The 20,706-nt window shown below is 58.5% G+C and carries 22 protein-coding genes and 1 riboswitch; of the genes, 15 read left to right on the top strand and 7 right to left on the bottom strand.

Annotation, left to right across the window (positions count from 1 at the left end):
* Positions 1 to 151: 151 nt before the first annotated feature.
* Complete coding sequence (locus CLV41_RS28060; RefSeq protein ID WP_235867060.1) at positions 152 to 1,795, bottom strand: EAL domain-containing protein; 1,644 nt, start codon at positions 1,793 to 1,795, stop codon at positions 152 to 154.
* Between the two features lie 690 nt (positions 1,796 to 2,485).
* On the opposite strand from CLV41_RS28060, the gene CLV41_RS05645 reads away from it, so the two are divergent.
* From CLV41_RS05645 to groL, 4 genes are all read left to right on the top strand, one after another.
* On the top strand, positions 2,486 to 3,991 hold the full coding sequence (locus CLV41_RS05645) for a sigma-54 dependent transcriptional regulator (protein ID WP_103221215.1): 1,506 nt from the start codon (positions 2,486 to 2,488) through the stop codon (positions 3,989 to 3,991).
* A gap of 184 nt (positions 3,992 to 4,175) precedes the next feature.
* Complete coding sequence (locus CLV41_RS05640) at positions 4,176 to 4,742, top strand: hypothetical protein (RefSeq protein ID WP_146048514.1); 567 nt, start codon at positions 4,176 to 4,178, stop codon at positions 4,740 to 4,742.
* A 293-nt stretch (positions 4,743 to 5,035) separates the two neighbouring features.
* Positions 5,036 to 5,323 (top strand): co-chaperone GroES, encoded by a 288-nt coding sequence (gene groES, locus CLV41_RS05635; RefSeq protein WP_068407444.1) that lies wholly within the window; start codon positions 5,036 to 5,038, stop codon positions 5,321 to 5,323.
* Between the two features lie 56 nt (positions 5,324 to 5,379).
* Positions 5,380 to 7,023 (top strand): chaperonin GroEL, encoded by a 1,644-nt coding sequence (gene groL / locus CLV41_RS05630; RefSeq protein ID WP_103221213.1) that lies wholly within the window; start codon positions 5,380 to 5,382, stop codon positions 7,021 to 7,023.
* A 598-nt stretch (positions 7,024 to 7,621) separates the two neighbouring features.
* On the opposite strand, the gene CLV41_RS27465 is transcribed toward groL, so the two are convergent.
* Complete coding sequence (locus CLV41_RS27465) at positions 7,622 to 7,978, bottom strand: hypothetical protein (RefSeq protein ID WP_146048513.1); 357 nt, start codon at positions 7,976 to 7,978, stop codon at positions 7,622 to 7,624.
* A 393-nt stretch (positions 7,979 to 8,371) separates the two neighbouring features.
* Between CLV41_RS27465 and CLV41_RS05620 the strand changes: the two genes are divergently transcribed.
* From CLV41_RS05620 to CLV41_RS27460, 3 genes are all read left to right on the top strand, one after another.
* Positions 8,372 to 9,190 (top strand): alpha/beta hydrolase, encoded by an 819-nt coding sequence (locus CLV41_RS05620; protein WP_103221211.1) that lies wholly within the window; start codon positions 8,372 to 8,374, stop codon positions 9,188 to 9,190.
* Positions 9,187 to 9,852: a hypothetical protein gene (locus tag CLV41_RS05615; RefSeq protein WP_146048512.1), complete on the top strand. Its 666-nt coding sequence runs from the start codon at positions 9,187 to 9,189 to the stop codon at positions 9,850 to 9,852. Before CLV41_RS05620 ends, CLV41_RS05615 begins: the two co-directional genes overlap by 4 nt.
* 172 nt (positions 9,853 to 10,024) lie before the next feature.
* Entirely contained in the window at positions 10,025 to 10,405 is a 381-nt protein-coding gene (locus CLV41_RS27460) for a hypothetical protein (protein WP_146048511.1), read from the top strand.
* Between the two features lie 505 nt (positions 10,406 to 10,910).
* Here the strand turns inward: CLV41_RS27460 and CLV41_RS05605 are convergent.
* Together CLV41_RS05605 and CLV41_RS05600 are read right to left on the bottom strand one after the other, a co-directional pair.
* Positions 10,911 to 11,132: a hypothetical protein gene (locus CLV41_RS05605; protein ID WP_103221208.1), complete on the bottom strand. Its 222-nt coding sequence runs from the start codon at positions 11,130 to 11,132 to the stop codon at positions 10,911 to 10,913.
* A 430-nt stretch (positions 11,133 to 11,562) separates the two neighbouring features.
* Positions 11,563 to 12,267, bottom strand: coding sequence for a glutathione S-transferase N-terminal domain-containing protein (locus CLV41_RS05600; protein ID WP_103221207.1), 705 nt, complete (start codon positions 12,265 to 12,267; stop codon positions 11,563 to 11,565).
* 258 nt (positions 12,268 to 12,525) lie between these two features.
* Here CLV41_RS05600 and CLV41_RS05595 point away from each other — a divergent pair, with 258 nt between their 5' ends.
* The 6 genes from CLV41_RS05595 to CLV41_RS05570 all read left to right on the top strand — a co-directional run bounded on the left by CLV41_RS05595 (position 12,526) and on the right by CLV41_RS05570 (position 17,665).
* Positions 12,526 to 12,738 carry a SlyX family protein gene (locus tag CLV41_RS05595; RefSeq protein ID WP_103221568.1) on the top strand — a complete coding sequence of 71 codons (213 nt, stop codon included), beginning with the start codon at positions 12,526 to 12,528 and terminating at the stop codon, positions 12,736 to 12,738.
* Between the two features lie 364 nt (positions 12,739 to 13,102).
* Complete coding sequence (locus tag CLV41_RS05590; protein WP_146048510.1) at positions 13,103 to 13,750, top strand: hypothetical protein; 648 nt, start codon at positions 13,103 to 13,105, stop codon at positions 13,748 to 13,750.
* Positions 13,747 to 14,487 (top strand): eCIS core domain-containing protein, encoded by a 741-nt coding sequence (locus CLV41_RS05585; protein ID WP_103221205.1) that lies wholly within the window; start codon positions 13,747 to 13,749, stop codon positions 14,485 to 14,487. The genes CLV41_RS05590 and CLV41_RS05585 overlap by 4 nt, the downstream gene beginning before the upstream one ends.
* Before the next feature lie 204 nt (positions 14,488 to 14,691).
* Positions 14,692 to 15,705: an efflux RND transporter periplasmic adaptor subunit gene (locus CLV41_RS05580; RefSeq protein WP_103221204.1), complete on the top strand. Its 1,014-nt coding sequence runs from the start codon at positions 14,692 to 14,694 to the stop codon at positions 15,703 to 15,705.
* Positions 15,702 to 16,940, top strand: a complete 1,239-nt coding sequence (locus CLV41_RS05575; RefSeq protein WP_170107118.1) for an ABC transporter permease — start codon at positions 15,702 to 15,704, stop codon at positions 16,938 to 16,940. The genes CLV41_RS05580 and CLV41_RS05575 overlap by 4 nt, the downstream gene beginning before the upstream one ends.
* Entirely contained in the window at positions 16,937 to 17,665 is a 729-nt protein-coding gene (locus CLV41_RS05570) for an ABC transporter ATP-binding protein (protein ID WP_103221203.1), read from the top strand. The genes CLV41_RS05575 and CLV41_RS05570 overlap by 4 nt, the downstream gene beginning before the upstream one ends.
* Before the next feature lie 71 nt (positions 17,666 to 17,736).
* Here the strand turns inward: CLV41_RS05570 and CLV41_RS05565 are convergent, their stop codons facing one another.
* The gene (locus CLV41_RS05565) at positions 17,737 to 18,492 is read right to left on the bottom strand and encodes a YoaK family protein (protein ID WP_170107117.1); all 756 of its coding nucleotides are present in this window, start codon (positions 18,490 to 18,492) and stop codon (positions 17,737 to 17,739) included.
* A 153-nt stretch (positions 18,493 to 18,645) separates the two neighbouring features.
* Positions 18,646 to 18,770: riboswitch (SAM-I-IV-variant riboswitch) on the top strand.
* Between the two features lie 41 nt (positions 18,771 to 18,811).
* Here CLV41_RS05565 and CLV41_RS05560 point away from each other — a divergent pair.
* A complete protein-coding gene (locus CLV41_RS05560; RefSeq protein WP_146048509.1) occupies positions 18,812 to 19,096 on the top strand; it encodes a hypothetical protein in 285 nt (94 codons plus the stop codon).
* A gap of 14 nt (positions 19,097 to 19,110) precedes the next feature.
* Here the strand turns inward: CLV41_RS05560 and CLV41_RS05555 are convergent, their stop codons facing one another.
* Together CLV41_RS05555 and CLV41_RS05550 are read right to left on the bottom strand one after the other, a co-directional pair.
* Positions 19,111 to 19,455, bottom strand: coding sequence for an acyl-CoA thioesterase (locus CLV41_RS05555; RefSeq protein ID WP_103221566.1), 345 nt, complete (start codon positions 19,453 to 19,455; stop codon positions 19,111 to 19,113).
* A 204-nt stretch (positions 19,456 to 19,659) separates the two neighbouring features.
* Positions 19,660 to 20,175 (bottom strand): group III truncated hemoglobin, encoded by a 516-nt coding sequence (locus CLV41_RS05550; protein WP_103221565.1) that lies wholly within the window; start codon positions 20,173 to 20,175, stop codon positions 19,660 to 19,662.
* Between the two features lie 83 nt (positions 20,176 to 20,258).
* Here CLV41_RS05550 and CLV41_RS05545 point away from each other — a divergent pair, with 83 nt between their 5' ends.
* Positions 20,259 to 20,702 carry an RrF2 family transcriptional regulator gene (locus CLV41_RS05545; protein WP_208987283.1) on the top strand — a complete coding sequence of 148 codons (444 nt, stop codon included), beginning with the start codon at positions 20,259 to 20,261 and terminating at the stop codon, positions 20,700 to 20,702.
* The last annotated feature ends 4 nt before the right edge of the window (positions 20,703 to 20,706 follow it).

Genomic DNA, 20,706 nt, shown 5'->3' with positions numbered 1-20,706 from the left:
TCAGGGTTTGTGTCTGACGGACGCCTGCTTTGTCGGGCCGCATGCTGCTGCGCAAGTGCCATGCCTGGAGAGAGGTCTTCAGCCTTTCTCAGCGTGAGGTTATATTTTCAACAGGGATTGAGGCATGCCGTCCGGCATGCCGAACCGCTGTTCAGCCCGCCGCTGATTTTCTCGGGCCCGGCGCGGGAGTGCCCTGGAGGACCTCCGCCTTGACCGGCCGGGGCGGCGAGAAAAGGTTTCCCTGAGCCAGCTTCACGTCATAGTCGAGCAGTTCCAGGACCTGGGACTCGGTTTCCACGTGATCCGTGATCAGTTCCATGCCGTAGCGGTGCAGAAGATCGCCGAAATCGGAGGGATGGATATGGCCGTGCTTGGCTTCCCGCCGGCCGATCAGATAGTCCGCGTGAAGCTTGCCGTATTTGAAGCCGCGTCCCGCCAGCGAGTTGAAATCCATCTTCATGTCGGAAATCTGGTCGATGGAGAAGCGGAAACCGGCTTCGTAAAGCGCGCTGAGGCTTTCCAGTTCCATCGGCCCCATATCGGCGACATCGGACTGGGAGAACTCAAAAACGAGTGCGTCGGCAAAAATCCGGTTTGACTTGACGAATTCCAGGAAGCCCGGGAAGAAGGTCTCGTCGACCAGCGACAGCGCGGAGATATTGCAGAACAGGACCGCGTTGCGATTGCGCGATGTCAGCCTGCGGATAACCTGGATCGAACGGAACAGCAAAAGATTGTCGATGCGGGCAATCTGGCCTGACTGAACGGCTTCCGGCAGGAACCTGGAGGCCTCGATAAGATTTCCGGCGGAATCGCGCAGACGCGTGTAAGCCTCGTAGTATTTCACCTGGCGCTGCGGCAGGGAGACGATCGGCTGCAGATGCAGTTCGACGCGATTTGCGTTCAGGGCCGAGGCAACCAGTTCCCGCATCGCCATATCCGGTCCCGGCCGGTTCGGCTGCGTCACGGCCCGCTCCCCGGACAGCCTGCCCGGTTCTTTCGGGTCGGCGGCGTAGACATCCGGCGCGCGCATCGCGTCCTCAGGGTGTCTGGGCGCATGGACCCCGTAGCGGCGGTCCAGTTCAGCCATGTCGCTGTGCCCCGTCGCCCGGCTACCCGAGTAAGCCTCTGCCGGCCCGCCATGCCCGTCACCGGATGGCGGAAACTGTCCGTAGCCCTGCTGCGGCTCCACCATGTGGTCCGGCGCCGGATAGGGTCCTGCCGGATACCCGGGCTGATGAGCCGGTTGAGACTCGCCAGGATAACCCTGCACAGGCTGATGCACCTGGGGCTGGTGTCCTTGGGGCTGGTGTCCTTGGGGCTGGTATCCTTGGGGCTGCTGCCCCTGGGGATAGCGCGGCAGGCTCTGCATCCGGGGCGGCGGCGTCAGGGCCTGCTGGTCTTCCACCTTGGTTTCCAGATCGGCCATGGCTTCGGCCATCTGTTTCACCAGGGTGCCCAGAACCTCCACTTCGGCGAACAGGGGATCGATTTCCGCCCGGGTGCGGCGGGGAACCGCGTGTTCCATGCCGGTCAGCCGGCCTTCCAGGTTGCCGACATCCTCATCGAGGTCGGCCATTCTGTCTTCCAGACGGTCAACCGCCTCGCCGACGGCGCTGCGGTCGCGTGCCCGGCCGATCAGGAGATGTACGAGGATCATGGTGCACATGAGGGCGAGCGACAGGGACATGGACTCGCCGAAAGGACGGCCAAACTGGAACACCAGAACCGTTGCCGATGACAGCGCGATAACGCCCATGCAGATTGCTACGAATATGGTCCCTGTGCGGCCCATGGAGCGTGACTGTTCCAACTCGAATCAAAAATTACCGTTTAATCATGCCTTAAGAAACGGCGGCCTCCGAATCCGCAACCAGTTTGCAGTGTAGAATCCGTGACTTGTCCCCTACTATGCTCGGTCAGATCCGCATTTACGGTAATTCAAATGCCGTCGCGGCCGGTCGCGATGGCTCAAATCCCCCTGCGTATAGAGTTCTTGTCTGGTTGCACCGCTGCCTCTTCAGCTTTGCATTCGACATAGGCTTCGATAATCTTCCGTAAGGGAATATAAGGTCGCGGGCATCGAAATATAAAGGGGGACCGGTATGAAGAATGCCGGCCGGCACAAAGCGCCGGGCGACCGCAAACCTTCATCACGCCATGCGAAGAACCGCCTGCCCTTGCGATTTCCCGTTCCCGCCCCGGGGGAGCCGGCACTGTGGACGCCGCGCTGACGCAGAGCCTTTCCCTGCCTGTCATGGCGGCTGCCTTGGCGGCTTTCGCGGCTGTCTGCCTGCTGACCGGCTACCTGGCAGGTTCGATATCAACATTCAGGGCTATAATTCGCCGGTTCAGCGCTTTCTCTTTGGGCTAAATGCAAAATGCGCGAACTGACAACGCTTTGTTTACCCTGTTCGGAGAATTATCAGATTGACGAATCTTTCGATTTCCGAATGACCGGTCGAGCGATGGGAGTTACCCAGCAATGGGGAGTAATGAAGGCAATGCCTTGCCAGTGATTGTACGCGTATTGGATGCATCGGCTTCCGAAGCCGCCCGCACATCCGCTGTGTGTGCGAAACTGTCTCACTCCTGCACGGACCCAATCCTCTATACGGAATCAGCCTCCTGTCTGCAGGATCTTGCAGACAAATCGACCGACATACTCGTGATCGATCTGGAAACCATAGGCGGTGACGAGGCTCTGGAAGCCTACGCCGTCAGGTGCCCGAAGGCGGTTATCCTGGCGGTCTCTTCAAGGGGGTCCGTTTCGCGCGCCGTCAGCGCCATGCGGGCCGGAGCGCATGATTTCCTGACCAAGCCGTTTTCACTGGACGCGCTTGCCTCGAAAATAACCTTCCAGCTCGAACAGCGCCGCCCCGTTCCGGCCCCCGCGGCGCCTGCCCGCTCCGAGCCACAGGATTTCCGGTCGGCTTCCGTAATTTCCGATCCGCTCCCAGCGAGCAATCCGGTGGACCCGGCGCCGGAGGGAATGAACCGTCTAGTCGGTCACTCGGCGCAAATGCGCGACATTCACGACCAGATCAGGCGCATGGCGCCGTCACAGGCGCCGGTTTTCATCACCGGTGAATCCGGTACGGGCAAGGAACTGTGCGCAAAAGCGGTTCACGACCTGTCCGAGCGCCGCCCGAGCCGCTTCGTGACGCTGAATTGCGCCGCCATTCCCCGGGATCTGATTGAAAGCGAAATCTTCGGCTATGTCCGGGGCGCCTTTACCGGCGCGGTGGACAACCGGGCCGGCGCCGCGGAGCAGGCGGACGGCGGAACGCTGTTTCTGGATGAAATCGGCGAGATGGACCTTCTGCTGCAGAGCAAGCTGCTGCGTTTCCTGCAGACCGGCACGTTCCAGCGCCTTGGCGATACCCAGTCACGCAAAGTGGATGCGCGCATCATCTGTGCGACCAACCGCAATCCGGTGGCCGAAATATCGGCCGGCCGGTTCCGGGAGGATCTCTACTACCGGCTTCATGTGCTGCCGATCCACCTGCCACCGCTGCGGGAACGCCGCGACGACATTCTGCCCCTGGCGGAAACCTTTCTGGAGCGCTATTCAAAGGAAGAACGGCGCGGCTTCAAGGGCTTTGATGCCGATGCGGAGGCGCGGATCGTTTCCTATGGCTGGCCGGGCAATGTCCGCCAGCTTGAAAACACCATCCGGCAGATGGTGGTCATGAATGACGGCGCCGCCATAACCTTCGACATGCTGCCGATGGTCATCCGCGACCAGAGCAGCCGTCCGAACGCCATCATCGATCTGTCCCGCGAACGCTCGCGCACCGCGGCGCCGAGCCGGCCCTTCGGTTCGATTGAACCGCTCTGGGCCCAGGAACGGCGGATCATCGAGGATGCGCTGGACGCGTTCGACGGCAATATCGCCATGGCCGCCGCCGCGCTGGAGATCAGCCCGTCCACCATCTACCGCAAGCGGCAGTCCTGGACGGAACGCAGCCTGCTGCCGCTGATGTCCTGACACTTTCATCGACGCCACCAGGAACACCGGCGTAATGCTTTCACGGATAAATTTCAGCCAGCCGGACGCGACGGCGTTTACCGCATCGCACGCATTTCCTTGTCATATGTGCGAATTCTGTCTATATCGGCAAAATCGCTAAGAAAAGATAAGACTTAAGGGCGTGCGGGGAACGATGACATTGTTGGCTGGAAGATTTGCACCACGGTGGATCGCATCCGCCGTTCTCTTTGTGATCGCAACACTGACAGGTATACTGTCCGTGCAGGCCCAGTCGGAAACCGGCTCAGCCCCGTCACCAACATTCCTTCAGGCCCGCGCCGCTTATGACACCGCCTGGGAAACGTCCGGCCTTGCGTTCGAGACGGTGACGCTCACCGACGGCAGCAGCCAGGGCTACGGGCAATACACCCCGCGCGCCAGTTCGGCCTATGCCGATGGCGAAACCCTCTCCGTTTATGCCGAACCGGTGGGTTACGGCTTTCGGGAGACCGGTGACGGCTATGCCTACGAGTTGACCGCGAGCTACAAGCTCCTGAACCTTTCGGGTCAGGTTCTGGCCGAACAGGGCAATTTCGCGACCTTCTCCGGCAGCGGCCGCTCGAAAAAGCGGGAACTCTCCGCTTCACTCAATTTCCAGTTCAGCGGCCTGCCCGCAGGCGACTACAAGCTGGAAGCCAACTTCACCGACACCGTCGGCGGCAAACAGGCCGGCTTTACCCTGCCCTTTTCCGTCACCGCGGCAAACTGACCCGGCCGAACCGGAGCACGCACATTGCCGCCATCATTTGAAGGCAATGTGGCCGGATCGACGTCCCATCGGCAATTTCGCCGGCCGCGGCGGCAATCGGTGCATGAATTCTCCTCACAAAGCATTGACAACAGGCGCGCGGATGCATAAATCCAAGGCGCTGTTAGCACTCGCCTCAAGGGAGTGCTAATTGGCGACGGGAGACAAACCTGCTCCCGTGCAGTTCAACCTAATTATCATGTCTCGCGCGCTGCCTAAATGCGTGGGGCGCGCTCATGAGAGGAAACAGTCTTATGGCATTTCGTCCACTGCACGACCGTGTCGTTGTTCGCCGCGTAGACTCCGAAGCGAAGACCGCAGGCGGAATCATCATTCCGGACACCGCGAAAGAAAAGCCGCAGGAAGGTGAAATCATCGCCGTCGGCACCGGCGCCCGCAAGGACAGCGGCGAGCTGATCCCGCTCGACGTCAAGGCAGGCGACCGCGTCCTGTTCGGCAAATGGTCCGGCACCGAAGTCAAGATCGATGGTGAAGACCTCCTGATCATGAAGGAATCCGACATCATGGGCGTGATCGCTTAAATCCAGCGAACCGCTTCTGATCTCAACCAAATTCCACAAACAAGTGAGACGATACTATGTCTGCTAAAGAAGTAAAATTCGGTTCCGACGCCCGCGAGCGCATGCTGCGCGGCGTGGACACGCTCGCAAACGCCGTCAAGGTGACCCTCGGCCCGAAAGGCCGTAACGTCGTTCTCGACAAGGCATTCGGCGCACCGCGCATCACCAAGGACGGTGTCTCCGTTGCCAAGGAAATCGAACTGGAAGACAAGTTCGAAAACATGGGCGCCCAGATGGTGCGCGAAGTGGCTTCCAAGACCAACGACATCGCCGGTGACGGCACCACCACCGCAACCGTTCTGGCCCAGTCCATCGTCAAGGAAGGCGCCAAGGCAGTTGCCGCCGGCATGAACCCGATGGACCTGAAGCGCGGCGTCGACATGGCCGCCGCAGAAGCCGTCAAGGCCCTGGAAGCTGCTTCCAAGCCGATCACCACGTCCGCTGAAGTTGCCCAGGTCGGCACCATTTCCGCGAACGGCGACGAGCAGGTCGGCAAGGACATTGCCGAGGCCATGCAGAAAGTCGGCAACGAAGGCGTGATCACCGTCGAGGAAGCCAAGTCGCTGGAAACAGAGCTTGAAGTCGTCGAAGGCATGCAGTTCGACCGCGGCTACCTGTCTCCCTACTTTGTCACCAATGCCGACAAGATGCTGGCCGACCTGGAAAAGCCTTATATCCTGCTGCACGAGAAGAAACTCTCCAACCTGCAGGCCATGCTGCCGATCCTGGAAGCTGTCGTTCAGTCTTCCCGTCCGCTGCTGATCATCGCTGAAGACGTCGAAGGCGAAGCCCTGGCGACCCTCGTCGTCAACAAGCTGCGCGGCGGCCTGAAAATCGCTGCCGTCAAGGCTCCTGGCTTCGGCGACCGCCGCAAGGCGATGCTCGAAGACATCGCCATCCTGACCGGCGGTACGGTGATCTCCGAAGATCTCGGCATCAAGCTTGAGAACGTCACCCTCGACATGCTCGGCACCGCCGAGAAGGTGTCCATCACCAAGGAAAACACCACCATCGTCGATGGTGCGGGTTCCAAGGATGACATCCAGGGCCGCGTCTCCCAGATCAAGGCCCAGATCGAGGAAACCACTTCCGATTACGACCGTGAGAAGCTGCAGGAACGTCTTGCCAAGCTCGCTGGCGGCGTTGCGGTCATCCGCGTTGGCGGTGCGACCGAAATCGAAGTGAAAGAGAAGAAAGACCGCGTCGACGACGCTCTGAACGCAACCCGCGCCGCTGTCGAAGAAGGCATCGTCCCGGGTGGCGGCGTGGCTCTGCTGCGGGCCAAGGTCGCGGTTGCAAAACTGACTTCCAGCAACTCCGATATTGCCGCCGGCATCAAGATCGTTCTGCGCGCTCTGGAATCCCCGATCCGCCAGATCGTCGAAAACGCCGGTGTCGAAGGCTCCATCGTTGTCGGCAAGATCCAGGAAAACGACGATCCGACTTACGGCTTCAACGCCCAGACGGAAGAATTCGTCAACATGATCGAAGCCGGTATCATCGACCCGACCAAAGTTGTCCGTACTGCCCTGCAGGACGCAGCTTCCGTCGCCGGTCTGCTGATCACCACCGAAGCCATGGTTGCCGAACTTCCCAAGAAAGACGCTCCGGCAATGCCGGGTGGCGGCGACATGGGCGGCATGGGCGGCATGGGCTTCTAAGAAGCCCCAAGCTCAAAGCTATCCGGAAAGGGCGGTCGAAAGGCCGCCCTTTTTGCGTGCCGCCCATCATTTCCGATTTGTGCCGCTTTGCGGCACGGGGAGCGGCACGGGCTTCCAGGAAGCCCCAAGCTCACAAGTCTTACGGAAAGGGCGGTCGAAAGGCCGCCCTTTTTGCGTGCGGTGGGTAATCCGGAAGGCATTGGGGTGATAGGGTGCAATCGGTCTTAAGCGAACCTTTGTGTACGCCTTGCTGCGAAAGTCCGCTCGCCGCCCAAACTGCTCTTGCTAATAATCAACGCTCCTAAAATCCTGCCTATCATTGAGGGCTTCATTCTGAAACCGGAGTAGGTGACTGACACGGTCGCAGATACCCACCCGAACTCCGCCTGGTCGCAAACAAGGTGTCTCTCCAGATGACCGATCATCTTGCTCCATTTCGCAAGACGCTGCCGGTTGAGCGGCCCCTGCATGACATGCACGAGGAGCAGCGCGAACGCCGCCACGAAACCACGACTTGACTGGATCAACTACCGGCACACAGGGGAGCTAGCCATGAGAGTAAGGGAGGCCTCCGGCGGAATCCCGGCAGTCCTTTCTGCTATCTCACCGATATTCGAACATCATCACCGAAAATGCTGAGTTGTTCTTTACCGAGTTTTTCTGCCGTGAAAAGAATGCCGCGCGCGCCAACACGCCCACCACAACTGGAACTCTTCACCGTCCCTGCGCCCCCGTCCGAAAATTTGCCTGTGCTTGAGCTAGGCAATCTCTTTTTTATGTGAGACCAGCTTGGTGCTTTATCATCGCAATCACGGCTGCGCACGCCCTTCAGAACTAACGACTGGCCAACGTTCAGCGAAACTGATTTATGATAGCGGAAATCCTTAGAAAACGCCCCCTGAATGTTAACTGTCATGATCAAGACTATCGAAAAAACGCAAAACAAATATTTCATGAAAAAGTTCCTCTATGAAAGAGCTCCCCGTTAATAGCAAATAATTACGCTATCAACATGTCATTTAAGCTACAAACTCTGCAAGTCTTAATTGCGAGCATATGACGCTAACGAATTTTAAACACGCTACGAGGCTGTCAACGCGCCCCTCATATATAATAGAGCATGGATACATTGATTTGGATGCTCTTTCCAATCTTGGCTTAGCTTGAATGCCTATCGCCTTGACATAATCGAAGTCGCTGTTGTTAAACTCCTTGGGTTCATCGAAGCCATTTAATATCGAAAATCAACTCATTGAGTTAAGTGGAACTCACGCGGTCTCACGCTGAAAACGTATTCAATTGTAGAGGGTAGTCAGTGCTCAAATTGCGACGAATATTTTGGCTTGTAATGCTGGTTGTTTTTAGCGCGCTTAATATTGGGCACTTTAAAGTTGCGCTGGCTGCCTCATCATCAAAATGCGAGATTGAAACAGCCCAAGCCTACACGTCACCGGCTGGATGTACCGCTTACAAGGAAATCAAGAGCAGTTCCGATCTTTCCGACGCCGATGTGAAACGTGCCATCATCATGCTGCATGGGGACATGTCGCGCAGTGACGGTGAGGGAGACTACATGTTTCAGCTCGCGATGGATTATGCAGACCGGTTCGATGCTGCCGGCATAAAGAACTATGTTTTTGTTGTCCCCATCCGTCGGGGATATGGCGATGGCAACGGTAACCGGTCAAGCGGGAAGCGCCTTAAACGAGATGGCTACAGAAAACCAGTTGTGGATCAGGAGCAGGCGTTTCTCGCTGAACAGCGAGAACGCTTTTCGAATGCGAAGGTCACCATCGTCGGCCACTCAGGAGGAGCTGCTATTGCAGGCGTGATTGCTGGCCGTGCTCCCTCCATCGCAGACTCGTTCGTCCTCGTTGGAACCCCATGGAATATTCAGTTTTGGCGCAGAACCTACCGGAAAAATTCTTCGTGGCCGAAATCGCTATCACCACACAATTTCATTGAAGGCACCAGTACCGAGCAAGCCTTCTACATTGTTGCCGGGCTACAGGACACTTCGACACCATCAGAATTGGCCAAGTTGCAGGCTAAGGCTTTGGAAAAAATCGGTCGAAACGTTCAACTTCTCGAGCTTGACGCGAAACACAATCAGTTGATGCGTAGAACAGAAACTATTCGGCTTATTGCCAAGGCGAGTTCGCCGTGAAAATAGGAAAATGCGTAGCCACTTTTATTGTTTTTCTTCTCCTACCTTCGTTTGAAGCGGGCGCAAGGGGTGGAGATGATTCTTCAGTTACGACCACAGAGGCCCAAAGATTTATTCAAGAAGTTATGGAGCACCTTTCTCAAATACCAGATGATGCAATCGCTGACGGTCCTTCAGAAACTTTTTCCGGTACGGATGGCGAAGACGAGCGGGACCCAAAGCTGACCGGTGCCGATGACTACAGCGACACACGCGACGTTGTTTGGCTAATTATGAATGACAGCAATGAGTGTCTGAGCGGTTTGCTCCCGGAATACCGGATCGACTGCATGGTGTCCGTTTTTGCGCGCGCGAGCTCCACTATGGAACAGTGGCCCAATTATTGGGAAGCGGGAGAGGAACTCAGGAAGCTTTCCCGCAAGCTTAATGGTATTGTGTCCAAATACGCGGATCCAAATGCCCCAGATGTCACTGAGAAAAAGCACCCATATCGCGCTGTTTTCAAAACCAATTTGGCCAGAGCGAACCAGGAAACAGTGACTGCGATCGATGAAACGGTCACCAGACTGCTGCGGTCTGTCGGAGACTCAAAAAAACGGAAAGTACATTATTCTCGGATCGCGGCCGCTGTCGGCTCAACCAAGAGGCTTTTGCGTTCATAACGCGCCAGGTACGATATCCGGCAGAAGCGCTTACTTTAAGGCGAGTGCAAGGGATGGAGCATGTATCCCGAATACCGGATGATGCAGTCGATGACCGAATGCGTGCAATAGGTCAAAAACTACAAGAAGGAGCGCGCGGCACGCACCCAATAACCTCGTGGCTGTCGGGTAGATGAAGCTCTGCTGGTGGAATTTTCACTTTAATGGGTATGCTATGAATATATGCCACTACGCCGTGAAGAAGTCTCTGGCGTTATTATTTCCTGTATTGGTGATTACTACACCTGTTTTCTCTCAATCTATGAACGAAACCTTTCCAGAAAGTTTTGATGCAGCGCTTGAGTATGGCGTATGTCTTCGGGAGGGGGAATTTTTGATCGAAAAGAGTGGAGCATCTCAATCACTCGATACTAAACAAGATCGAATTGACTTTATTCGTCGTTATTGCGCCGAATCTAGAGAACTACTCATCATAAGTTCGCATCAAGATTTTCTTCCGGAAGGCGAATATATCGCAGATGGATTGTTCAAGGAAGTTCTTGAAAAGTTTTGAAGCATAGAAATACAATTATTCTTTTCGTTTGTTGTATGGGACTGGGTCAAACCCAATCGGCGGAACCGTAGCCCGGCAAAGTTGCGTTGAACACAAAATTTTGGTCAAGCTTTGGCCAAATTCCGAAGCTGTTGCTGAAAAGCTTAAACAGCGGTTGGTAGAGAATGAGTTCAAACAAAACTGAACCGCCTTCGGCTAGCGGTATGGCCGGTTTGCCGGAAGAGCCCACTCCTGAATGGGATGGGAGCCAATACCGTTATATTCGCCGTCCGATCAGGTTAGGGTTATGGTGCCGAAGATAGGCCTACTTCTGGTGTAGGCGATATAGACTTGAGACGTCGTTCTCGACCCAAAGCGGCCATTGATGCACCTTGCAGTGAATGACCACTCCCCTCCCATAGCACCCATTTTCCCTTCCCCCGCCCAAACCCTTGAAAAGAAAAATCCGGGCGATCCTTTCGGAGCGTCCGGATTTCAAGGTGGCGTTCAGATGGGAGGGAGCCTGTCAGCCGGCTTTCCTGAACTGGTCGGGTGCCTTGCAGTAGACCTTCACAATATCGCCGTCCTTCACGATGCCGGAAGTGGCGGCGAATTGCTGTCCGCGGACCATGCAATAGGACAGGTGGTACATACCCGGCGCAACCATCCAGTTGAGCGCGCTGTCCCTGTTGCAGTCCTGAACCGGTGTAGATGCAAGGCACACGGCCACATAGGCAGTGTACAGCATGTGTTCTGGTCCTGTTCAACGTGGCCCCGCATGGGAGGTGTGCGGTGCAACACAAAATCGATTGTAAGAAAAATACCGGCCAAGTCGATACCGCCGCGAAGAAAATTTCTTGAAATCGGCGAAATAATCGCCGGAATATCAAATAAATTGTAAATTGTGCTTTTGCGATATGGATTCTCCATCGATTTTACCAAATGGAAGCCTGCACTTTTCCGTCTCTAGTTGCGCATCAGAAATATGACGCTAGGTCAGTTTCGAACCTCAACGATTTAATGTGCAGAAAAATGCCACCGTTTCGCGGACCGCCGCGGCGTGCCGGTGCAGACATAGCCGGCGACCGTTCTCCCGATGACCGGGCGGACCATTCGATCATGCCTGCCGCCGCGCCGCGCCCCCTATCTGCCTGGAGAATGAGAGGCCGTCTTGAGCATCACTCCCTCGGTGGAATGTCGACCGCCTTTTCACTCGCCGGGCGGCGCATGCATATATCCAGCCAGCGCATCACGTTCTTGAAATCCGCGAGGCCGAGAACTTCTCCCGCCTCGTAGAAACCACCAAGGTTGCGGATCCAGGGCCAGGTGGCGATGTCGGCGATGGTGTAATCGGCACCGATGATGAAGTCGCGGCCGTCCAGGTGCCGGTCCAGGACGCCGAGCAGCCGCTTGACCTCGTCGCGGTAGCGCTCGAACGGGCGGCGGTCCTCGTAGTCGCGGCCGGCGAACTTGTGAAAGAAGCCCAGTTGGCCGGCCATCGGCCCGAGACCGCCCATCTGCCACATCAGCCACTGGATGGTTTCCGCCTTCCGGGCCGGGTCCGCCGGCAGCAGCCTGCCGGATTTTTCGCCCAGATAGATCAGCATGGCGCCCGATTCCCACAGCGGCAGCGGCTTTCCGTCGGGCCCGTCAGGGTCGATCATCGCCGGGATCTTGTTGTTGGGGTTGAGCGAAAGGAACTCCGGGCTCCTCTGGTCTCCTGTGGCGAAATCCACCTTGTGCGCTTCGTAAGGCAGGCCGGTTTCCTCCAGCATCGCAGACACCTTGATGCCGTTCGGCGTCGGCAGGGAATAAAGCTGGATCCGGTCGGGATGTCTGGGCGGCCATTTGCGCGTGATCGGAAATTCGGACAGGTCGGGCATGAAATTCCTCGGTAAATCGTTTCTTCAGGCAGTCGTCTCTTTCTGGCGGCACGCGCCAGGATCCAGCTCACCGGACAGGGCGTCCCGGACGCTGTTTCAAACTATCGGCAAAATCCGATGATTGAAATTGTTGTCTCGCCGCGGACGCCATATAAGGTCGCCGGGGATTTGCCTTCCCGGACCGGGCCGCTTTCAACCGGACGCGGAAAAGCAGATCGATCTTATCGTGTTTCGCGACCCAACCATCAGGAGGTGCCCATGGCGAATGACCATGAACAAAGGCTGGAACAGCTCGAAATCTCGCTCGCCCATGCAACGCACACGATCGATGAGCTCAACCAGGTGGTCGTCGGCCAGGGCAAGCAGATCGACAGGCTGACGCGGCTTGTGGGCAACATGACCGAGCAGGTGGATGAACTCATGGAAAATGTCCTGCCCGGTCACCAGGGCGAAAAACCGCCGCATTACTGACCAGCCCTGACCTGCCGGGGGCCTGTGCGTTTCACCCCACCTGCGTCCGGATTTAAGAAAATCGACAAAGACAGAAGGGCGTGCCTTTGCCCGCTTGTCAGCCTAACCGTACGAGACGAAACCGGGAGCCGTTGTTGCATCCGCAGAACCAGGTGTCTGATCTCGGACAGCACTTCTTCAGCCCGATCCTCATCGTGAGGAAGCGCGATGCGCTGTCTCGAAGGATGGGCCGTTCATACTTCGAGACGGACCTTTGCCCCTCCTCGGCATGAGACCATCCGGCCAGCCTCGGCCTCCCGTTTCCGATTGCTTGCCCGGCCATTTGCGCGTAGGTAATTATGACGAGTATTTGGGAGGCAATTATTTGACGTACAAAGTCCTGTTATCCTTGGTGCTGTGTTTTTCAGCCGCTCAGTCCGCGCTCGCCGATACCGTGTTTTCCGGCTACTGGCATCTCGCCGGACAGGGGGAGCGGATCTATCTGAATGATCCGCCCTTCGACGAACCCAGGCTCTTCATGCTGAGCTGCACCGAAATCGTCGATGGCCAGTATGCCGAATTCGCCGTCACGACCGACCAGAATTCCGTGATCGCAAAGATCGGCGAGGGAACCAGTGCCTTTGTCAGCGCGCGGCAGATCTCCCTGACGCAATCCAGACCCGGCCAGCCGAAATCCTGCACCTGGGAGATCCGGAACACGCAAACCGTTCCCTTCGAACAATTTACCTGGAGCGCGCCTGTCCAGAAGCAGCTCCTGCTCGGCCATTTTCAGGAGCCGACCGAATTCGTCTTTTCCTTCGAGTCCAAAGGCAGCGGCTGCGGCGACCCCAAACTGACACTTACCGTCGATGGCAAGACTGTGGATACACCTGCCGGGCAACCGCAATTCTTTGCGCCCTCCTCGTCCTTCATCGGCAAGGGCAAGACGATCTCCATGCTCGCCCTGGGCACCTGTCCGGCCAGTGAATTGATAACCGGCAGGTTCGCGATCACGGGAACGGCTTCCCAATGACGCTTTTGACGAAACGCTGCCGCCTGCTGCTTCTGGTCTCATCCGTCCTTCTGCTCGCCTCCTGCAGAACCCTGACCGTGAATGAATATGCCTTCACCGACATTTTGTACGAAGGCACAATGAACCGCATTTGGGTCAGGATCGTCTCCCTTTCGGCAAATCGCGACAAGCTTGCAGACCGGGTGGACCGGAGCCTGAAAAGCGAAATCGCGCAAGGCGGGACATATGACAAGGCCTTTCGAACGCAAGCCGAATTTGTTGAAAGCGCACGATCTGCGCTACTGACCAAACCAGCTGCGGTCACCCTTGGGAACACGATCTATTTCACCCGGGACAGATATGCCGCCGACTTCGCGCAAGGCTATCCGCGGGAGATAATGGTCAACGATCTTGCGCTGCTTGCACATGAACTGATGCACGTATGGCAACACCAGAACAGGAAGCAGACGGGCTATTCCCTGCTCAAAGTCGCCTCGGAACACCTTGCCTACAAGGATCCTTACGACTATCGCCTGCGCCCAGGAAAGAGCTTTCTGTCCTACCGCTACGAGCAACAGGCCGAGATCGTCGAGTGCTATGTCGTTCTGCGCTTCCTCGACAGAACCTCCGTGGCTTACCGGAGACACCGCGACCAGATCGCGGAGGTGCTCGACCTTGAAGACCTGAATGAGACCCTGGAAAGGTTCGGGGTGTCCGGCAAGGCACAGAAAGGCAAAAGCTGCCAGGATCGCATCTGACCCCGGGATCGGACGAATAGCGGACGGGCAGCCCTGCTTGGCGTTCCTCCCCGATGACGGCCCCCGCCACGTATTGCGCGAGCAATCCGCCAAACCTCAGGCCCAACAAATGCTTCCCCTTACCGCAGACCGGTGTTTTGACACAGGGCATGGCATTGCGGCCGGGACGCGGTAGTCTGTGCCCGGATCCAGCACAGGTGCTTCATGCGATTGTTACGTTATCTGTTTCTGCTTTGCGCCCTCGCCGCGGCAATTGCCGGCGGCTACTGGTGGTCGGTGCGCCCTCCGGAGGTGAATGTGGCTCATCCTTACAAGGGCCGGGCCGCCGAAGTCGTCTACGCGACCGCCGTCGTCGAACCGGTCCGATGGGCGAAGGTCACCAGCATCGTGCGGGAGCGGATCGTTTCCCTGTGCGGCTGCGAGGGAATGAAGGTGACGAAGGGCGACGGGCTGGCGGAACTCGACAGCGGCGATGCCCGGGCGACGCTCGCCGAGCTGGAAGCACGGCAGGATCTGGCCCTGTCCGAACGCGACCGCGCCCTGCAGCTTCTGGAGCGGCGGGTGGTCAGCCAGCAGATCTATGACAGGGCGCAGAGCGAACTGATCCGCATCAACGCCATCATCGCGGCCCAGAAGGAACGCCTGCTCGATTACAGCATCGTCGCGCCGATGGACGGGGTGGTCCTCAGGCAGGACGGGTCGGTCGGGGAAGTGGCGGAGCCCGGAGAGATCCTGTTCTGGATCGGCCAGCCGAAACCGCTGCAACTGGTCGCCGAGGTCAATGAGGAGGACATTCCCAAGGTGACGGAAGGCCAGAAGGCGCTGATCCTGGCCGATGCCTTTCCGGACGAGGAGCTGAGCGCCACGGTCGGGCGGATCACGCCCAAGGGCGATCCCGTCCTGAAGAACTACCGGGTCTATCTCGACCTGCCGGACGATACGCCCCTGCGCATCGGCATGACCGCGGAAATCAACATCGTCACGCGCGAGAACGACGATAGTCTGCTGCTGCCGCCCGCTGCCTTCAACGGCACCATAGTGCAGACGGTGAACGCGGAAAACCGGGTCGCATCCATCGATGTAAAGACCGGCATCCGGGGAACGCGGGCCATCGAGGTGCTTGACGGTCTCGCGGAGGAAAGCCGCGTGGTCTTTCCCTACCGGGCCGATCTGACAGAGGGGCAGAAAGTCGTGCCGGAGGCCGGAGACGAGCGATGATGCTGCTGTTGCGGATCGCGGCGACCCATATCAGGACCCGGATGCGGCAGACGGTGGTCTCGGTTCTCGGGGTGGCGCTCGGCGTCGGGTTTTCGGTTGCCATGGCCAGTCTCATGGAAGGCTCGCAGCGCGATTTCACGGCAACGCTGATCGACGCCATACCGCATGTGGAGATTGTCGACGAACAGCGCGCGCCCGCCGAGCAGCCGGCCAGCACGGTCTACGACGCCGTCGCTTATTACGGGTTGCGGCCGAAAGAGGATCTGCGCGGCATCCGCAACCCGACGGAAGCGCTGGCCGCGCTGCGGGACTGGGTCGACGGCAAGCTGGCTCAGCGGCTGAGCGGACAGGCGGTGCTGCGCTACAGCGGCCAGGACATCGGCATGACGCTGACGGGTGTCGATCCGAAGCGCGAACTCAGCGTATCGAATATCCGGGACGACATGCGCAAGGGCTCTTTCGAGGACCTGGGAACCACGGCGAACGGGCTTGTCATCGGCGACAAGGCGGCCGAACGGCTGGGTGCGGATGTCGGCGACACCGTGACGCTGACGTCGGCGAGCGGGGTCGCGAAACGGTTCAAGATCGTCGGGCTGTTTCATACCGGCATCACCACAAGCGATGAAGGGCTCGCCTACGCCCCCCTCAAGGCGGTGCAGATCCTTCTGGAAAAGCCCGACATCATCAACAGCATCGCCATACGGCTCAATAACATCAGCCAAGCCAACGATGTCGCCGCCCGCGCGGAGCGGCAGCTCGGTTACAAGGCCATCTCCTGGGAGGAAGCCAACGAAGGCCTGATGGAGGCGTTTTTCGTCCGAAACGTCATCATGTACACCGTGGTCGGCGCAATTCTTGTGGTGGCCGGCTTCGGCATCTTCAACATCGTCTCGACGATCGTCCACGAAAAGGCCCGCGATATCGCCATCCTCAAGTCGCTGGGATTTCCCGAAGCCGATATCCAGCAGATCTTTGTGCTTGAAGGGCTCGTCATCGGCATCCTGGGGGCGCTGGCCGGGTCCGCGCTCGGTTTCGGGCTTTCCAGCTATATGGCGACCATCCGCTTCGAGTTCACCCAGGACGTGGAAATGACGCATCTGCCGATCTTTTTTTCGGGGACGCACTACATCATCGCCTGCCTTCTCGCCCTCTTCTCCTCCGGCATCGCCGGCTATATCCCGGCGCGCAAGGCCGCACGGCTCAATCCGGTCGACATCATCAGGGGGGCGACATGAGCCTTCCCGCCGAGGTTCCAGTCGAGGCGGCCGCGACGCCCGTGCTTCTGGAAGCCAGGGATCTGACGCGCATCCTTCCGGCGGTGGTGCCGGTAACCCTCGTCAAGGATGTCAGCTTCAAGATCGGCAGGTCGGAATTTGTGGCGATCACCGGGCCGTCCGGGTCCGGCAAATCCTCTCTTCTCTATCTGCTCGGCCTGCTCGACCGGCCGACATCGGGCAAGGTTTTTATCGGCGGGGCGCGGACCGACGACCTGTCCCCGGCGGAGATGGCGCATATGCGCCTTGAGAAACTCGGCTTCGTCTTCCAGTTCCATTTCCTGCTGCCCGAATTCACCACGCTGGAAAACGTGATGATCCCTATGCAGAAGCTCGGCAAACTGTCGGCCAGGAATCAGTTGGACCATGCAACGACGCTGCTTGCGGATCTCGGTCTGGAAGACTTCCTGCACCGGCGGCCGGCCCAGCTTTCCGGTGGCCAGCGCCAGCGTGTCGCGGTGGCCCGGGCGCTGGCCAATTCGCCCGACCTGATCCTGGCGGACGAACCGACGGGCAGCCTCGATTCCGTGGCGACGGAACAGGTCTTCGACAGCCTGCGCAAGATCGTCGACAGGCAGAAAACCACCGTGGTGGCGGTGACCCATGACCTGGAGCTCGCGGCCCGTATGGAACGGCGCATTCACCTGGTGGACGGCCGGATCGACTGGGACCGGCAACAGGCCTGAGGTCTCAAACTCGTGTATCCGGGCAAGCGGAGACAGGTTGCGTCAACGTCTGCTGGATACGGGAGAAGACCCTATTCCGTGGAGACCGGGGCTCCAACGGCGCTGTCTTCCCCGGCGCTTTCCATATGGTCGACGCCTTCGAAAGCAGATTGCTGTACCGCAAGCACAAGAAGTACCGCGACCGGCACGGCCAGGACCCAGAAACCCAGATAGGTGAACAGGAAACTGGCCAGCAGCCCGCCCACGGCGAAGGCGGATATGACCAGCATCTGGTGAATGACGATGGCCCGGCTGCCGGTGCGGCTTTCCGGATGGGCGAAATAATCGGCGAGGCCCAGGACGAGCTTCAGCGAATTGCCCGTCATCATGGTGGTCGGCACGTGATGGTTCAAAATGGTCAGCATGATCACATTCTGAAGCGACATCGCGATTGTGGAGAGCCCGACGGCGACGAGGGTGACCGGCGAAAGCGGCCCGGATCCGGTCGGATCGCCAAGTCCGGCGACCAGCATGAAAGCCGCCACGATGCCGGCTTCGAGCGCGAACAGGTGCCCGACCGCGACCTTTTTGTGCCGGATCAGCCGCGTCACCACAACATACCAGAGAAGGGTGGCGGCAAGGAACATCACCAGCACGAACACCTTCAGGAGCGCGTTCTCGGCATGATGAAACACTTCCACGCAAAGCACGACCAGCGTACCGGAAATGAAGGCGGTGAAGGTGTGGAAAAGGCCGATAATGCAGACCACATCGACAAAGCAGGCACAAAAAGCGAGCAGGACCGGCACGAGAGAGTGGCTGCGCTGCGAGTCCGAATTGTCCGACACAGGTGATCTTTTCCTTCGTTTCAATCCGGCTTGCGGACTACGTGCCAGTCTGTAGGGGTTCCCGTCTGCCGCGGTTCCCTTCGCAAGAAGTGCCATGTCTTCCCGTGCTTGCCAAGAGCCCCTTGTCAGGCGAAGGAAGTCATGACATAAACGCGTCCTCATCAAGAGAAGGGCTGGCGCCCTCGCCAACCTGCCTGACCGGGCAAGGTGGTTTCCGCAACAGGGATGCGGCCGGACTGACCCTCAAGAGAGGCTGACCGGCAACTAAGCGGTTTACTTTCATGCGCCAGTCCTCCTCGGGCAACCGATGGAGGATTTTTTGTCTCAACAGCCTTTTGCCGGACGCGCGGCGGATCTGATCGCCGGACATCCACCGCACGAAATCGCCAGTGCCGAAATATGGGAACAGGCGGCGGAAGATTGCGTTCTGGCGCGTATCAAGTCCATGCGTCTCATCGGAAGGCTTCCGCATCACAAGGCCCCGCTTGGGCCGGAGGAACGGATCCAGCGTCTGAAGGACCTGCTGCGGCTCTGGGCGAACGGCTGCACCTGCGCGGTGGACGAGGATCTTGTTGCCGACATCGTCAACCGGCAGCGGCGCTAGGTGTTTAGTCCCGTTCAGAGCTCTTTCGGCACCGGGCGCGGCTTGCCTGTGTCGTCGACGGCGACCATTGTGAAAACCGCCTCGGTGACCTTTTCCCGATGACCGTAGCGGTGGCGCAGGGCCCAGCATACCAGCTTGATTTCCATGGACGAGTTGCCGACGCGGATCACTTCGGCGTAGACACACAATACGTCACCGACCTGGACGGGGCGGATGAATTTCATCTTGTCGACCGCGATGGTCACCACGCGCCCCTGGGCTCTTTGTCCCGCGGCAATGCCGCCCGCCAGATCCATCTGCGACAGCACCCAGCCGCCGAAAATGTCGCCGGAGGCATTGGTGTCGGATGGCATGGCCATGGTGCGCAGTGTCAGTTCGCCGGTCGGCTTGTCGTCGCTCACGCCTGAACTCCCCGTTTTTTCAAATGCTCGGCGAAGACTAACGGCAGGTGAGAAGATCACAAGGCTTGTCAGGTCATTCGGTGCAGCAGAAGCGCCATGATCCACAGCGGGAAGAGCGCCGTTGACCAGACGCCGACAGGAACTTCCGCCAAAGCATGGCGGCTACCGGCTTGATCCGCTCCATTCGCTGGTCGTCATGGAAAGCTCGGGCGGCGGGGTGGCCGCCGCAAAACCGAAGGTCGCCAGCCAGAGGCTCTGAGCGATGCGTTCGGCAACCATGATGATTTCGTCGGCAAGGTCCGGGACATAAAGCTCGCGCACGACCGGACGGAACACTGTCAGCCATTCGCCGTAATCGGAGCTGACCAGTTCCTTCTGCTTCATATGGGCCGGGACGGGCTTTCCCTTGTAGGCTCCGTTCTTCAGAAGAACGGATTGCCAGAAACTCTCCATTTTCAAGAGGTGCTCGTCCCACCGGCCTTCCAGGCGGCGCGAGAAGATCTCTCCGAGGCGCGGATGCTCCCGGATACAGCCGTAAAACGTTTGCACCATGACGCGAATGGAGCCTTCGCTCACGCTTTCATAGCGCAGCAGCCGATCTCCGCCGTCGTCCGCAGCCCGGTGCCGGCGGGCGACGGGAGCCTGATCGGATTTCGGACCGTAATTGCGCGGATTCATGATCGCCTCCAAACATTCATATTAAATGCATCTTTTAAATCTCACATCACCGCGCTAAAATCAACATATCAGATGAATATTCAATGGACCCCGACATGCGCCTCAGCCAGGCCAGCGACTTCGCCTTGAGAATCCTGATGGCGACCGGCCAGTGCGACGGTCCGCAAACGGTGGGTGGACTGACCGAACGGCTGGGCCTTGCCCATTCCCATGTGATGAAAATCGTCGCCCATCTGGCGAAGGGCGGCTATCTGGAGACCACCCGTGGCCGTGGCGGCGGCATAAGGCTTGCGCAAGATCCGGCCGCGATCCGCATTGGCGATGTCGTCCGGCTGATGGAACCGGATCTCGGCGTGGTGGCCTGCCTGAAGCCTGAACCGGCAACCTGCGCCTTCCTGCCCCGCTGCGCCTTGAAAGGCGCCATGGCGCGGGCCGCGGAGGCGTTTGTCGACAGTCTCAACACGCAGACGCTGGAAACCATCCTGGTAGGAACGCAGATAGCTTCAATGCCGGAGATGAGAAATTAAAGCC

This window comes from Roseibium marinum, from assembly GCF_002906165.1.
GTDB lineage: Bacteria > Pseudomonadota > Alphaproteobacteria > Rhizobiales > Stappiaceae > Roseibium > Roseibium marinum.
Note: the sequence above shows the minus strand (reverse complement) of the source record. Positions and strands in the feature narration are given on the sequence as shown.

What these genes read in the sequence shown, in the direction of transcription:
- CLV41_RS28060 (WP_235867060.1), bottom strand. Translation starts at nt 1,795, where the DNA reads ATGGGCCGCACAGGGACCATATTCGTAGCAATCTGCATGGGCGTTATC.
- CLV41_RS05645 (WP_103221215.1), top strand. Translation starts at nt 2,486, where the DNA reads ATGGGGAGTAATGAAGGCAATGCCTTGCCAGTGATTGTACGCGTATTG.
- groES (WP_068407444.1), top strand. Translation starts at nt 5,036, where the DNA reads ATGGCATTTCGTCCACTGCACGACCGTGTCGTTGTTCGCCGCGTAGAC.
- groL (WP_103221213.1), top strand. Translation starts at nt 5,380, where the DNA reads ATGTCTGCTAAAGAAGTAAAATTCGGTTCCGACGCCCGCGAGCGCATG.
- CLV41_RS27465 (WP_146048513.1), bottom strand. Translation starts at nt 7,978, where the DNA reads ATGAAATATTTGTTTTGCGTTTTTTCGATAGTCTTGATCATGACAGTT.
- CLV41_RS05620 (WP_103221211.1), top strand. Translation starts at nt 8,372, where the DNA reads ATGCTGGTTGTTTTTAGCGCGCTTAATATTGGGCACTTTAAAGTTGCG.
- CLV41_RS27460 (WP_146048511.1), top strand. Translation starts at nt 10,025, where the DNA reads ATGAAGCTCTGCTGGTGGAATTTTCACTTTAATGGGTATGCTATGAAT.
- CLV41_RS05605 (WP_103221208.1), bottom strand. Translation starts at nt 11,132, where the DNA reads ATGCTGTACACTGCCTATGTGGCCGTGTGCCTTGCATCTACACCGGTT.
- CLV41_RS05600 (WP_103221207.1), bottom strand. Translation starts at nt 12,267, where the DNA reads ATGCCCGACCTGTCCGAATTTCCGATCACGCGCAAATGGCCGCCCAGA.
- CLV41_RS05595 (WP_103221568.1), top strand. Translation starts at nt 12,526, where the DNA reads ATGGCGAATGACCATGAACAAAGGCTGGAACAGCTCGAAATCTCGCTC.
- CLV41_RS05585 (WP_103221205.1), top strand. Translation starts at nt 13,747, where the DNA reads ATGACGCTTTTGACGAAACGCTGCCGCCTGCTGCTTCTGGTCTCATCC.
- CLV41_RS05580 (WP_103221204.1), top strand. Translation starts at nt 14,692, where the DNA reads ATGCGATTGTTACGTTATCTGTTTCTGCTTTGCGCCCTCGCCGCGGCA.
- CLV41_RS05575 (WP_170107118.1), top strand. Translation starts at nt 15,702, where the DNA reads ATGATGCTGCTGTTGCGGATCGCGGCGACCCATATCAGGACCCGGATG.
- CLV41_RS05570 (WP_103221203.1), top strand. Translation starts at nt 16,937, where the DNA reads ATGAGCCTTCCCGCCGAGGTTCCAGTCGAGGCGGCCGCGACGCCCGTG.
- CLV41_RS05555 (WP_103221566.1), bottom strand. Translation starts at nt 19,455, where the DNA reads ATGGCCATGCCATCCGACACCAATGCCTCCGGCGACATTTTCGGCGGC.
- CLV41_RS05550 (WP_103221565.1), bottom strand. Translation starts at nt 20,175, where the DNA reads ATGAATCCGCGCAATTACGGTCCGAAATCCGATCAGGCTCCCGTCGCC.
- CLV41_RS05545 (WP_208987283.1), top strand. Translation starts at nt 20,259, where the DNA reads ATGGACCCCGACATGCGCCTCAGCCAGGCCAGCGACTTCGCCTTGAGA.